This window comes from Halalkalibacter sp. HAAS-P013 (genome assembly GCF_056619925.1).
Map to the genome: position 1 here is coordinate 13,502 of NZ_JBWQTU010000012.1, position 13,572 is coordinate 27,073.

Genomic DNA, 13,572 nt, shown 5'->3' on the forward strand with positions numbered 1-13,572 from the left:
TCGAATCCAGTTAACTTTTGGTAAAATCAGTAATTAAATCTTACAAACTTTCGGTTGATGTTTGTAAGGTTTGCGCTCATTTCAACACTGGACGTGAAAACCGCGCCACTTTCTGTCCGAATCGATTTCCACGCGCACAAAAAGACGCGCCCTCTAATGAAGGCACGTCTTTTACCAGTAAAAATTATTTCTTTAAGTTATAGAATGCAGATAAACCACCGTAAGTAGCCACGTTAGCAAGCTCGTCTTCGATGCGAAGAAGTTGGTTATACTTCGCCACACGGTCAGTACGAGATGGAGCACCTGTTTTGATTTGACCAGCGTTTGTTGCAACAGCGATATCAGCGATTGTTGCATCTTCAGTTTCACCAGAACGGTGAGAGATAACTGCAGTGTAACCAGCACGCTTCGCCATTTCGATTGCTTCAAACGTTTCAGTTAATGTACCGATTTGGTTAACTTTGATAAGGATTGAGTTACCAATTCCTCTTTCGATACCCTCAGCAAGCTTTGTTGTATTTGTAACGAACAAGTCATCACCAACAAGTTGAACCTTGCCACCAAGTTTATCAGTTAAAAGTTTGAAACCTTCCCAATCGTTTTCGTCTAAGCCATCTTCAATTGAGATGATTGGGTATTTCGAACAAAGATCTTCGTAGAAAGTAACCATTTCTTCAGATGTAAGGCTCTTGCCTTCACCAGCTAAGTGGTACTTGCCATCTTCTTTGTTGTAAATTTCAGAAGCAGCAACGTCCATTGCAAGTTGAACTTCTTCGCCTGGTTTGAAACCAGCTTTTTCGATTGCTTCGATGATTGTAGATAGAGCTTCTTCGTTTGAAGAAAGGTTTGGAGCAAATCCACCTTCATCACCTACAGCTGTGTTGTAGCCTTTTGCTTTAAGAACTGACTTTAAGTTATGGAAAATTTCCGCACCCATGCGAAGTGCTTCGTGGAAGTTTTCAGCTCCAACAGGCATAACCATGAATTCTTGAATGTCTACGTTGTTATCCGCGTGCTCTCCACCGTTGATGATGTTCATCATTGGTACTGGAAGCTGCTTCGCGTTGAATCCACCAAGGTATACGTATAAAGGTACACCAAGAGCGTCAGCAGCAGCGTGAGCAACAGCCATAGAAACACCAAGAATTGCGTTTGCACCTAATTTGCCTTTGTTGTCTGTTCCGTCAAGATCGATCATTAATTGGTCGATACCTAATTGGTCTAAAGCGTCGAAACCGATAAGCTCAGGAGCAATTACTTCGTTAACGTTATCAACCGCTTGAAGTACTCCTTTACCCATATAACGCTCTCCACCGTCACGTAATTCAACTGCTTCGTATTCACCAGTAGAAGCACCACTTGGTACTAACGCGCGTCCCATTGCACCTGATTCAAGGTATACTTCTACTTCAACTGTTGGATTACCACGAGAATCTAATACTTCGCGAGCATAAACATCTGTAATCATTGTCATTGTAAAGTCACTCCTTAGAATTTATCAAATTATTTTCGGTCAAAAATGGTTTTTTCATTCAGCCAACCATATTATGGTTCAACTAAAAAAAGAAAATTCCTGCTAGAAATAAATTATTTCTTAATTAATGAAACACCTGTCATTTCTTCTGGCTGTTTTCCATCTAATAATGCTAAAACAGTCGGAGCTAAATCAGCGAGCTTCCCGTCCTGTTGCAATTCAATTCCGTTTTGGGTAACAATGACCGGCACACGATTTGTTGTATGAGCTGTCATTGGCTTATCTTCATGTGTTAGCACTTCATCTGCATTTCCGTGATCAGCGGTAATGACAGCAGCGCCACCCTTAGCGACAATCGCATCAACAACTTTTCCTAAACACTCATCAACCACTTCTACTGCTTTAATCGTCGGCTCAAGCATACCCGAGTGTCCAACCATATCAGGGTTAGCAAAGTTTAAAATAATCGCATCATGCTTATCAGCTTCAATGTCTGCAAGTAACGCGTCCGTTACTTCATATGCACTCATTTCAGGCTGTAAGTCATATGTTGCTACTTTTGGTGAATCGATTAGGATTCGCTCTTCACCTGGGAATGGCTCCTCACGTCCACCGCTAAAGAAGAACGTCACGTGTGGATACTTTTCCGTTTCCGCAATGCGAAGTTGTTTGAAATTTTGTTGTGATAACACTTCACCGAGTGTGTTATCTAGGTTTGTCGGTTTGAACGCGACAAATCCATCAACCGTCTCACTAAATTTCGTTAAGCACACATAATGAAGATTTCTTGGATGCATGTCGCCACGTTCAAATCCACGGAAGTCTTCGTTCGTGAACACTTGAGACATTTGAATTGCTCGGTCCGGACGGAAGTTAAAGAAGATAACTGCATCATCGTCTCCAACAGTCCCTACTGGAGTTCCGTCTTCCTTTGTAATAACAGAAGGAATGACAAATTCATCATGGATTTCATTCTTATAGCTATCTGTAACGACATCAATCGGATTTGTGTAAGCAGGGCCTTCGCCATATACCATCGCACGGTATGACTTCTCAACACGCTCCCAGCGACGGTCGCGATCCATCGCATAGTAACGTCCGTGAATTGATGCAATTTCCCCTACACCTAAATCTTCAAGCTTACTTTGTAAGGCACGAATGTACACTTCAGCTGAAGTCGGGCCTACGTCACGTCCATCAAGGAATCCGTGAACATAAACCTTTTCCACATTTTCACGCTTAGCCAGTTCAAGTAGTGCAAACAAATGCTCAATATGGCTATGAATACCTCCATCTGATAGAAGACCATAGACATGTAAGGCACTGTTCTTTTCTTTCACATGGTTCATCGCGGCATGGAACGTTTCATTTTCAAAAAATTCACCTTCGCGAATCGATAAATTCACGCGTGTTAAGCTTTGATAGACAATACGTCCAGCACCAATGTTCAAATGTCCTACTTCCGAATTCCCCATTTGGCCTTCTGGTAAACCAACCGCTTCCCCTTGTGCTTCAAGAGTTGCATGCGGGTATTGGTTCCAGTAACGATCAAAGTTTGGCTTCTTTGCTTGCGCTACCGCATTACCTTTTACTTCATCTCTCATCGCAAATCCATCAAGGATGATGAGAGCTACCGGTTTCTTACTCATTTACCTTCCTCCAAAAGTGCAAGGAATGAATCAGCTTCTAAACTCGCTCCACCAACAAGTGCTCCGTCAATATCAGACTCGGCCATGTATTCTTTAATGTTAGCAGGCTTTACGCTGCCACCGTATTGAATACGAACAGCCTCAGCAGCATCTGGTGAAAAGGCTTCAGCTACCACTTTACGGATGTATGAGCAAACTTCATTTGCATCTGTTGCAGAAGAAGATTTCCCTGTTCCGATAGCCCAGATTGGCTCATAAGCAATAACAGTGTTTTTCACTTGATCATTTGACAAGCCAGCTAGTCCAGCTTCAACTTGTACTTTTACAACATCATTTGTTTTGCCAGCTTCACGCTCTTCATCTGTTTCACCGCAGCACATGATTGGTACTAAGTTGTGCTTAAACGCCGCGTGAACTTTTTTGTTTACTGTTTCATCTGTCTCAGCAAACATTTCACGACGCTCAGAGTGACCAATGATGACATACTCAACTTTCAAGTCAGCTAGAGCAACAGGGCTGATTTCACCTGTAAACGCACCATTTTCTTCAAAGTGAACGTTTTGTGCACCAACTTTAAGGTCTGTTCCTTCTGTTTGACTCACTAAGCTTTCTAAAAATAACGCTGGTGAACAAACAACTGCATCCACTTCACTGTTAGCTGGAACACTCGTTTTTACCGCTTCAACGAATTGCTTCGCTTCACCAAGCGTTTTATTCATTTTCCAGTTACCTGCAATAATTGGCTTACGCATAGTACTTCACCTCTTTATTAGATTAAAGCGGGGTCTGACCCCTTATTTTTCGTTTAACGCAACTAGTCCTGGAAGTTCTTTGCCTTCCATGAATTCAAGTGATGCACCGCCACCTGTTGAAATATGGCTCATTTTATCAGCAATGCCAAACTTCTCAACCGCAGCAGCAGAGTCTCCTCCACCGATTACAGAGTAAGTATCGGCGCTATCAGCAAGAGCTTCACCTACGCCTCTTGTACCTTTAGAGAATGCTTCTAATTCAAATACACCCATCGGTCCATTCCAAATAACAAGCTTTGATTCACTAATCACTTTACGATATGTATCAATCGTTTTTGGTCCAATATCAAGTGCTTCCCAATCAGAAGGAATGGATTCAATATCGACCACTTTAGTATTGGCATCATTGGAAAAATCATCAGCCACTGTAGCATCTACCGGTAATAAGAGATTTACGTTGTTCGTTTTTGCTTTTTCCATGAACGACTTAGCAAGATCAATCTTATCTTCTTCAAGTAATGACTTCCCAATTTCATGGCCTTGTGCTTTAACAAATGTGTAAGCAAGTCCTCCACCAATAATTAAGTTGTCTACTTTTTCTAAAAGATTTTCGATTACACCAATTTTATCTTTTACTTTCGCCCCACCGATAATTGCTGTAAAAGGACGCTCAGGGTTAGATAATGCTTTTCCAAGAACATCTAGCTCTTTTTCCATTAATAGACCTGCAACGGCTGGCAAGTGGTGTGCAATTCCTTCAGTTGACGCATGAGCACGGTGAGCCGCACCAAAAGCATCGTTTACATAAACATCTGCTAAAGCAGCGAACGCTTTTGCAAGTTCAGGATCATTCTTCTCTTCACCAGGGTAGAAGCGAACGTTTTCAAGTAACAGTACATCCCCTTCAGAAAGAGCATTTGCAGCTTCTTCTGCTTGTGGCCCATATGCTTCATCAACCTTCTTCACATCTTTACCAAGTAACTCACTTAAACGAGCTGCAACTGGAGTAAGACGTAATTCTTCTACTACTTCACCTTTTGGACGACCAAGGTGAGAGGCAAGAATAACTTTTGCACCTTGTTCTACTAATGCTTGGATTGTTGGGATCGCTGCACGGATACGAGTTTCATCCGTTACTTGTCCATCCTTCATTGGCACGTTGAAATCAACACGACAAAATACCTTTTTCCCTTTAAGGTCGATATCACGAATCGTTTGTTTGTTCATTTGGTTAGACCTCCTGATTGTTTATTAAATGCCTTAGTCAAAAACAGAGGAAAGAGGAGGAGACTGCTACCATCTTCCTCCTCCACCAACTCTTTCCTATTATAGTCCTTGTTTAGCGATGTAATCAACAAGATCTACAACACGGTGAGAGTAACCAGACTCGTTATCATACCAAGAAATTACTTTAACCATGCTGCCTTCCATTACCATTGTTGAAAGAGCATCGATTGATGAAGAATGTGGGTTACCATTGTAATCACTAGATACTAGTGGCTCTTCGCTGTAGTTAAGGATTCCTTTTAATGGACCTTCAGCAGCATCGCGAAGTGCATTGTTTACATCTTCAGCTGTAACGTCTTGGTTTAACTCAGCTACTAAGTCAACTAAAGAAACGTTAGGAGTTGGTACACGCATTGCTCCACCATTTAATTTACCTTTAAGTTCAGGAAGAACAAGAGCAACCGCTTTTGCAGCACCTGTAGATGTTGGGATAATGTTTTCAGCAGCTGCACGCGCACGACGGTAGTCCTTGTGTGGAAGATCAAGGATTTGTTGGTCATTTGTGTATGAGTGAACAGTTGTCATCATACCGCGCTTGATTCCGAATTTGTCGTTAAGTACTTTTGCAAATGGTGCAAGGCAGTTTGTCGTACAAGATGCGTTTGAAATAACGTGGTGGCTACCAGCATCGTACTTGTCTTCGTTAACACCCATTACGATTGTAATATCTTCATCTGATGCAGGAGCAGAGATGATTACTTTCTTCGCACCAGCTTCGATATGTTTAGCTGCATCTTCACGCTTAGTGAAGAAACCAGTTGATTCAACTACTACTTCTACGCCACGGTTATCCCACTCAAGCTTAGATGGATCACGCTCAGCAGAGATGTTGATTTCTTGTCCGTTAACTACAAGCGAGTTACCATTTACTGAAATTTCAGCATCTAGGTTGCCGTGTACTGTGTCATATTTAAGTAAGTGTGCAAGCATGTTAGCATCAGTTAAATCGTTGATTGCTACTACCTCTACTGCTGGGTTGTTTAATGCTGCACGAAATACGTTACGTCCAATACGTCCAAAACCGTTAATACCAATCTTTGTTGCCATGTTCAATCTCCTCCTAGTAATTTAAAAAGAATTTATCAAAAAGAGCAATGCCCTTTTATCTACGTAATTGTAATAAAGCTTCTGCGGCAGCTTCATCTGTAATTAACACATCACTTGGCTGATACTTCATATAGGCAGCTATCGCTTCTCCCTTTGAAGCTCCTCCAGCAACAGAAATTACATACTTATGTTCCTCGAGGTCATCAAGCTGTAATCCAATCGTTCTTTGCTTGTGGATTGGTTCGCCGCGACGATTGAAATAATATCCAAAAGCCTCTGCTACAGCCTCTTCCCGATTAAGCTTGTCAATAAACGAATTCACCGAATCACGACGGAGTGCCATTGTTCTTGCATCTCCAATTCCATGAATAACCGTACAAGCTGATTTAATCAGCCTTAGGATGTCCTTAACAGATGGTTCTAATACAAGAGATGAGTAAGCTTCTTCACTTATTTGGTCTGGGACATGTAACAAGCGATATTGTGCTCCTGCTCGACTCGCAAGTTCTGCACTAATCGTATTCGCTTGGTTCTCCACCTGCTCGCCAAGCCCGCCACGTGCCGGAACAAAAACAACTTCCCTAGTTTTCGCATCTGGCTTCATCATTTCTGCAACAGCAGCAAGGGTTGTACCACCCATGACAGCAACCACATCTTTCGGTTTAATGATTGCCTTAAGCTCACTAATACAAGCTCGACCCATTTCTCTTTTGACCCATTCATCCGTGTCGCTATTTCCAGCAACGACTATGACTTGCCCTACACCGAGTTCCTTTTCTAGCTTTGCTTCTAATTCCCGGAGTCCAAGAAGCTCCTTCATCATTTCTTCTAACTTTTCAAACAATTTTTCGCCTTCTTCAGTGATACTCATACCTGAAGTAGCGAAATGTACAAGGCCTTGCTCCTTTAAAAAAGTAACCTCTCCTCGTAACACTCGTTCTGAAAGCTGTAAGTTTGCTGATAAATTCCTTCGACCAATCGGTTGCATTAATTTAATGTAGTGAAGGATTCGGTACCGCTTGACCATAACGTCAAGTAAATCAGGTAATAATTTTTTCTGTATGTCTAATAATGAATTCATCGAGCCAAACTCCTTCAAGTCAGAACTGGACTCGTTATGTCCCGCATAGACATTTTCAGTCCCGTTATTTCCAAAAAAAAGACCAAAATCCTCATCCACAAGTACATATTACCAAGGATAGAGTCCTTTCACAAGTTATATTTGCCTATTTATTTCAAGTAAACGCTTTCTTACCTTATCTTTTGAAATTTGACCAAAATCAACCTCTTCTCCATTAATCAAAATAACCGGAATCATAATCTGATATTTTTCAAGCAATGTATCATCTTTGTAAATATCTGTAATTGTCATTACGAACGGTATTTCTTCAGATAATGGTTGGATCAGGTCGATCGCCTTGTCACAAAGCGGGCAATCAATTTTTGACATAACAGTTACTTCTATCATTTGTTTATCACTCACTTTTATTCAGGTATGTATGAAAAATTTTTCAATGAAGGCGTGCAAGGGCTTCTCTCGCTGCAGGTGTGAGACACCCCCCTCACACCGACGCAGCGGCTTCGCTCCTTGCTTCGATACTGATCAAAAAGGGAAAATCGCTCTTTTTGTGATTATCTCTGGCTTATTCATTGATGTGCAAGGGCTTCTCTCGCTGCGCGCCTTAAGGAGAAGACCACTCCTTAAGGCTTTAAAACATTGCAGCGGCTCCGCTCCTTGCTTCGATACTGACCCAAAAGGGAAAACCGCCCTTTTGGGTCAGTATCAGTATCTTTTCCTTTTTGACGAGGATGGAATTCCTAACTCATCTCGGTATTTTGCAATTGCTCTTCTTGATACAGTCGTTCCTTTTTCTGATTGTAACCAACTGACAATTTTTGCATCTGAAAGAGGCTTTTGTTTATTTTCTGCTGCAATGAGCTCTTTCATCCATTCTTTAATCGAACGACTTGATGTTGATTCTCCTAAGCCATTTTGAACAGCTGATGAAAACAGAGATTTCAGTTCAATGATGCCTCTTGGTGTATCCGCATACTTATTTGTTGTAGCACGGCTTACGGTTGATTCATGAACCTCTATCTCATCAGCAATCTCTTTTAATGTAAGAGGCTTTAACACACCATTTTTCTTTAAGAAATAATCCTTTTGGTGTCTTGCAATAGCTTCTCCTACTTTCACAATTGTTTGTTTTCTCTGCTGAATACTTCTCATTAGCCATTGAACTTGCTGAATTTTTTGTTTGGCGTATTGACTTGCTTCATCATCTTCTGCGTTGCGAAGTAACTCCTCATAATGATGATTGAGTCCAACACTTGGAATTAAATCATCTTCTATATGAACAAGCAAATCTCCTTCATACGGTACAATTCTAATTTCAGGTCGGACAAATTGAACTGGCTCAGACATATATTGCGTTCCTGGCCGTGGATCTAGCTTTTTTATTAAATCATTTACTTCCTGCACTTCTGCTAATGTAATGTTTAATTGCTGAGATATCTCCTTCCACTTGCGTGTGGCGAATGCCTCCATATGATACATAACGATCTGTTCAGCAATATAATGTGGGTCATCCATGCGCTGCAATTGTAACAACAAGCACTCCTGCAAATTCCTAGCACCTACTCCAGCCGGATCAAAATGCTGCAGTGTTTCAAGTAGATTTTCTCCCTCTTCTCGGGAGATTTGCAGTTCGTCACAAATCTCTTCAAACGGTCTAGATAAGTACCCATCCTCTCTCAAACTATAAATGAAATACGTTAAATTTTTTCTATCTTTTTTTGAAACTTGAAGGTCCTGTAATTGATTGAGTAAAAAGTCACTCAAACTTGTTCGATCAATTTGCGCATAATCAATCGGAGAGGTTTGGTCTTCAGAAACGTTTCTAAAGGATGAAAATGATGTCTCCTCTAGCTTTTGTGATTCCTTCACTTCCATTAACGGGTTTTCAAGTGCTTGGTCCTGAATAAAGGTTGACAGTTCAGTTGCTGAATACTGTAAGAGATGAATGGCTTGACGTAGTTCCTGCGTCATGACCAAACTCTGAGTCTGTTGTTGAAACAATCCAAATTGCACGTTACTACCCCTCCTTTCACTTAGCTAAGAACAATCAAAATTTTGCTACTCTACACATCTAATCAAGAGTCCGTTAGACTCGTAAGCGCTTTCTAATTCTTATGCCTATTATAGTTTAATTCATTCCTATCTTTAATTATATAGGAATTATAAAATCAAAACTATGTTAATGACAGGTAATCTCGTTTAGATTATTTAAAAACGGATATTATGAAAAGAGGGTTTAATAAGTTTGATATTGAATAGTATGTAGTAAGAGGTTAAAAGGTATTGTTACTGCAACAATACCTGAACACCAGCTTTAGCCCAACTCGTTGAAGAAGTGTTTTCATTTGACCTTTTTTGACCATTTGGGTATGATGTACATAACATAGTAGAACAACAAGGTTCACTAATACCTAAGAGGAGGAATTTTTCGATGAATTTAATCCCTACAGTTATTGAGCAAACAAACCGAGGCGAGCGTGCATATGACATCTATTCTCGTTTATTAAAAGATCGTATTATTATGTTAGGAAGTGCGATCGATGACAACGTAGCTAACTCAATTGTGGCACAGCTTTTATTCTTACAAGCAGAAGACCCTGAAAAAGATATCTCCATCTACATTAATAGTCCTGGTGGATCCATTACAGCTGGTATGGCAATTTATGATACGATGAATTACATAAAGCCAAAAGTATCTACAATTTGTATTGGTATGGCTGCTTCCATGGGTGCTTTCTTACTAGCAGCTGGTGAAAAAGGCAAGCGCTTTGCCCTTCCAAACAGTGAAGTAATGATTCACCAACCACTTGGCGGTACACAAGGTCAAGCTTCTGATATTCAAATTCATGCGAAACGTATCATTGAAATGCGTGAAAGCTTAAACAAAATTTTAGCAGAACGCACTGGGCAACCTTTAGAAGTGATTGAGCGTGATACGGATCGTGATAACTTCATGATTGCTGCAAAAGCACAAGAGTATGGCTTAATTGACAAGGTTATTCCTGCGACGAAAGTTTAATATGATTATGGGGGTGTCTCAAAGGTCAAAAACAGACCTTTTGAGACACCCCTTTTTTAACACCCAAAAAAAGACACCGCTTGCTTGTGGCAGATCGGTGTCTTCTCTTTTATTCAGATTCGATAAAATTACTTAATGTTTCTAGTGCTTCAGCTTCGTCATTTCCATCCGTAATGAGCGTAAATGTTGTTCCCTGACCCATGGCTAAGCTCATAAGACCCATGATGCTTTTTGCATTTACCTTTTTATCACCTTTTTCAATAAACACCTCTGCCGAGAAACGGCTCGCCTCTTGAACAAATAATGCTGCAGGTCTTGCTTGTAATCCAGTTTTTCTTTGAACTGTTACTTCTTTTTTTAACATTTTTTTCTCCTCCTCAATCGTTTATAATTTTTCTGTTTGAATCTCTTGACCATTTCGTAATTTATCTGCAATCTGATCAATTTTTCGTAAGCGATGGTTCACACCAGATTTACTAACGGTCCCCCCATCAACCATCTCACCAAGTTCCTTTAGAGTAACGTCCTGATGCAATACACGTAACTCGGCAATTTCACGCAATTTCGTTGGAAGCTGATTTAAACCAATTATTCGATCAACAAGGCGAATATTTTCTACTTGTCTTAATGCTGCCCCAACGGTCTTGTTTAAATTAGCTGTTTCACAATTAACAAGACGATTAACCGAGTTGCGCATGTCCTTCATAATTCGAACATCTTCAAAGTACAGCAATGCCTGATGTGCGCCAATGATATTAAGAAACTCAGTGATTTTCTCGCTCTCTTTCATATACGTGATGAAACCCTTTTTACGTTCCAATGTTTTTGCATTTAATTCATATTCGTTCATTAATTCACATAAAGAATCATTATGTTCCTCATAGATTGAGAAAATCTCTAAATGATAAGACGAGGTCTCGGGGTGGTTAATAGACCCCCCCGCCAAGAAAGCTCCTCGTAAGTAGGCACGCTTACAACAATTAGATTTTGTTAATTGTTTTGAGATTGTTCGAAGAAAAACAAAACCTTCTCCTAAGATACCAAGCAGCTCTAACAATTCTTTTGCCTCGTGCTGCATACGAACGAGGTAGACATTGTTCTTTTTCAGTCTCATTTTTTTTCGAACAAGCAACTCCACAAACATGGAAGGATAGACTCGCTTAATAAGTGTATAAATTCTCCTTGCAATCGCCGCATTCTCTGTCGTTACATCTAAACCAAGCTTCATTTGACTAAACGAAAGGGATCCGTTCATCCGGATAAGTGCAGCAAGCTCTGCTGTAGCACAGCAGTCTTCTTGTTCAAATTGGGTTAATTCTTTTTTCGTTTTGGCTGCAAAGGACAAAGTCCTCACTCCTTTCAGCCGTGTAGCTCTCTAATACCCTTTCCCTACACGAACAGTAGTCATTCTTTCATGTGTAAAATAGCCTTTGACACTTTTAAAGCATCATGACGCAACATATTTTCTCGTTCGATTACAAAGTGATCAAGTACAACGGATACTCCCATTGAGTTTATCCGATTTACATCAACAACAACAGGCACAGCCCCTTCACTTGCATAACGCGCTCGAACTTCAGCAGATACCGGCGCTCCATGAACAACAATTTCATCGACCAATGTACTGCCACAGTGATCAAAAATGGCTTGAATATGGTCTCCTGCTGTATAGCCTTCCGTTTCTCCACTTTGTGTCATCACATTGCAAATATATACTTTCCTTGCTTCAGACTGTTCGATTGCTCGAGCCACTCCCGGAACAAGAAGGTTTGGTATAACACTAGTGTAAAGGCTTCCTGGTCCTAACACAATGATATCGGCTTCCTCAATCGCTCGAATAGCCGACTGCAATGGTGAGATATCTTCAGGGGTTAAAAAAACACGCTTTATCTTTTTTTGTTCTAGTGGAATGAGGGATTCCCCTGTCACAATCGTTCCATCCTCCATTTCTGCATGCAGCACAATGCTGCAATTAGCCGCTGGATAAACGTTTCCACGAACATTTAACACTTTGCTTAATTCAGTAATGCCTCTTGAAAAATCGCCTGTAATGGAAGTCATTCCCGCAAGCAGTAAATTTCCTAACGAGTGCCCCGACAAGCCATTGCCGTTTGAAAAACGGTGCTGAAAGAGCTCTTCCACCAAAGGTTCGACCTCAGATAAAGCAATTAAAACGTTTCTCACGTCTCCCGGAGGAGGGATGTCTAGTTCTTTTCGGAGTCGACCGGAACTGCCGCCATCATCAGCAACTGTTACAATAGCAGAAATCTCAACTGGGAACGTTTTTAATCCTCGAAGCAACACTGATAAGCCGGTTCCTCCTCCAATCACAACAACATTTTTCTTTTTCACTTATGAGTACCTTTTCCTTTATCTTTATCAATGTCTCGATGGCTAACATGCAATACATATTCATCAGCAAAAGCTTCTCCAAAGTGTTCAGCAAGCGTCACAGAGCGATGCTTTCCACCTGTGCAACCAATACCAATGACGACTTGACTCTTTCCTTCACGCTTATATTGAGGCAACATAAATTTCAACAAGTCAGTTAATTTCTCAATGAATTGTTGAGTTTCTGTCCATTTCAATACATATGATGAAACTTCATCATCTAGCCCTGTTTTCGGTCTCATGTGGTCAATATAATGAGGATTTGGAAGAAAACGCACATCAAAGACGAGATCCGCATCGATTGGCATGCCATACTTAAAGCCAAACGACATCATGTTAACCGTAAAAGGATGCTTTTCTGTTCCAGAAAATCTTTGGATAATTTTTTCACGCAACTGGATCGGCTTCATATCCGTTGTATCAATAATTTGCTGCGCTCTGCCCTTCATATCCTCAAGCATCTCGCGTTCTAGTTGAATACCTTCAAGCGGCAGACCATTTGGTGCTAATGGATGAGCACGTCTCGTCTCTTTGTAGCGCTGCACAAGCTTTGCATCTTTTGCATCTAAGAAGATAATCTGCAGCTTAAATTGCAAATGTGGAGCGTGACTTATCGTATCGATTGCTTCAAATAGGTGATCAAAAAACTTCCGTCCACGTAAATCGATGACAAGCGCTACTTTATTCATTTTTCCATTTGAACCTTCAATCAGCTCAATAAATTTTGGAATGAGAGCTGGGGGTAAATTATCGACGCAAAAATAGCCAAGATCCTCAAAACTTTGAACGGCCACTGTCTTCCCTGCCCCAGACATTCCTGTAATTATCACAATCTGTATTTCTTCGTGCTCGATACTCACCCTCATCACCCCTTT

13 protein-coding genes are annotated in these 13,572 nt (G+C 40.8%); 1 reads left to right on the forward strand and 12 read right to left on the reverse strand.

From position 1 onward, the window contains the following. Window positions 1-184 precede the first annotated feature (184 nt). The 8 genes from eno to rpoN form a co-directional block, all read right to left on the reverse strand. Window positions 185-1,474, reverse strand: a complete 1,290-nt coding sequence (eno, locus tag AC1FXP_RS15880) for a phosphopyruvate hydratase (RefSeq protein ID WP_480062996.1) — start codon at window positions 1,472-1,474, stop codon at window positions 185-187. A gap of 113 nt (window positions 1,475-1,587) precedes the next feature. Then, window positions 1,588-3,123 (reverse strand): 2,3-bisphosphoglycerate-independent phosphoglycerate mutase, encoded by a 1,536-nt coding sequence (gpmI, locus tag AC1FXP_RS15885; RefSeq protein ID WP_480062997.1) that lies wholly within the window; start codon window positions 3,121-3,123, stop codon window positions 1,588-1,590. Beyond that, window positions 3,120-3,875 carry a triose-phosphate isomerase gene (gene tpiA / locus AC1FXP_RS15890; protein ID WP_480062998.1) on the reverse strand — a complete coding sequence of 252 codons (756 nt, stop codon included), beginning with the start codon at window positions 3,873-3,875 and terminating at the stop codon, window positions 3,120-3,122. Before tpiA ends, gpmI begins: the two co-directional genes overlap by 4 nt. A gap of 42 nt (window positions 3,876-3,917) precedes the next feature. Further along, window positions 3,918-5,102, reverse strand: a complete 1,185-nt coding sequence (locus AC1FXP_RS15895; RefSeq protein WP_480062999.1) for a phosphoglycerate kinase — start codon at window positions 5,100-5,102, stop codon at window positions 3,918-3,920. A gap of 99 nt (window positions 5,103-5,201) precedes the next feature. Next, window positions 5,202-6,209 carry a type I glyceraldehyde-3-phosphate dehydrogenase gene (gene gap, locus AC1FXP_RS15900; RefSeq protein ID WP_480063000.1) on the reverse strand — a complete coding sequence of 336 codons (1,008 nt, stop codon included), beginning with the start codon at window positions 6,207-6,209 and terminating at the stop codon, window positions 5,202-5,204. Window positions 6,210-6,264: 55 nt separating this feature from the next. Continuing rightward, the gene (locus tag AC1FXP_RS15905; RefSeq protein ID WP_480063001.1) at window positions 6,265-7,290 is read right to left on the reverse strand and encodes a sugar-binding transcriptional regulator; all 1,026 of its coding nucleotides are present in this window, start codon (window positions 7,288-7,290) and stop codon (window positions 6,265-6,267) included. Between the two features lie 135 nt (window positions 7,291-7,425). After that, window positions 7,426-7,659 (reverse strand): glutaredoxin family protein, encoded by a 234-nt coding sequence (locus AC1FXP_RS15910; RefSeq protein ID WP_480063002.1) that lies wholly within the window; start codon window positions 7,657-7,659, stop codon window positions 7,426-7,428. Window positions 7,660-7,992: 333 nt separating this feature from the next. Beyond that, window positions 7,993-9,300, reverse strand: a complete 1,308-nt coding sequence (rpoN, locus tag AC1FXP_RS15915) for an RNA polymerase factor sigma-54 (protein WP_480063003.1) — start codon at window positions 9,298-9,300, stop codon at window positions 7,993-7,995. A 418-nt stretch (window positions 9,301-9,718) separates the two neighbouring features. On the opposite strand from rpoN, the gene clpP reads away from it, so the two are divergent. Next, window positions 9,719-10,306: an ATP-dependent Clp endopeptidase proteolytic subunit ClpP gene (clpP, locus tag AC1FXP_RS15920; protein WP_480063004.1), complete on the forward strand. Its 588-nt coding sequence runs from the start codon at window positions 9,719-9,721 to the stop codon at window positions 10,304-10,306. 109 nt (window positions 10,307-10,415) lie between these two features. Here the strand turns inward: clpP and AC1FXP_RS15925 are convergent, their stop codons facing one another. From AC1FXP_RS15925 to rapZ, 4 genes are read right to left on the reverse strand one after another with little or no spacing between them, the layout of a single operon-like run. Beyond that, entirely contained in the window at window positions 10,416-10,670 is a 255-nt protein-coding gene (locus tag AC1FXP_RS15925) for an HPr family phosphocarrier protein (RefSeq protein ID WP_480063005.1), read from the reverse strand. A 21-nt stretch (window positions 10,671-10,691) separates the two neighbouring features. Then, a complete protein-coding gene (whiA, locus tag AC1FXP_RS15930; RefSeq protein ID WP_480063006.1) occupies window positions 10,692-11,651 on the reverse strand; it encodes a DNA-binding protein WhiA in 960 nt (319 codons plus the stop codon). 59 nt (window positions 11,652-11,710) lie between these two features. After that, window positions 11,711-12,658, reverse strand: coding sequence for a gluconeogenesis factor YvcK family protein (locus AC1FXP_RS15935; protein WP_480063007.1), 948 nt, complete (start codon window positions 12,656-12,658; stop codon window positions 11,711-11,713). After that, entirely contained in the window at window positions 12,655-13,557 is a 903-nt protein-coding gene (rapZ, locus tag AC1FXP_RS15940) for an RNase adapter RapZ (RefSeq protein WP_480063008.1), read from the reverse strand. Before rapZ ends, AC1FXP_RS15935 begins: the two co-directional genes overlap by 4 nt. Between the last annotated feature and the right edge of the window lie 15 nt (window positions 13,558-13,572).

Excerpts from the sequence above, each read along its gene's own strand:
- eno (WP_480062996.1), bottom strand. The coding sequence starts at position 1,474 with ATGACAATGATTACAGATGTTTATGCTCGCGAAGTATTAGATTCTCGT.
- gpmI (WP_480062997.1), bottom strand. The coding sequence starts at position 3,123 with ATGAGTAAGAAACCGGTAGCTCTCATCATCCTTGATGGATTTGCGATG.
- tpiA (WP_480062998.1), bottom strand. The coding sequence starts at position 3,875 with ATGCGTAAGCCAATTATTGCAGGTAACTGGAAAATGAATAAAACGCTT.
- AC1FXP_RS15895 (WP_480062999.1), bottom strand. The coding sequence starts at position 5,102 with ATGAACAAACAAACGATTCGTGATATCGACCTTAAAGGGAAAAAGGTA.
- gap (WP_480063000.1), bottom strand. The coding sequence starts at position 6,209 with ATGGCAACAAAGATTGGTATTAACGGTTTTGGACGTATTGGACGTAAC.
- AC1FXP_RS15905 (WP_480063001.1), bottom strand. The coding sequence starts at position 7,290 with ATGAATTCATTATTAGACATACAGAAAAAATTATTACCTGATTTACTT.
- AC1FXP_RS15910 (WP_480063002.1), bottom strand. The coding sequence starts at position 7,659 with ATGTCAAAAATTGATTGCCCGCTTTGTGACAAGGCGATCGACCTGATC.
- clpP (WP_480063004.1), top strand. The coding sequence starts at position 9,719 with ATGAATTTAATCCCTACAGTTATTGAGCAAACAAACCGAGGCGAGCGT.
- AC1FXP_RS15925 (WP_480063005.1), bottom strand. The coding sequence starts at position 10,670 with ATGTTAAAAAAAGAAGTAACAGTTCAAAGAAAAACTGGATTACAAGCA.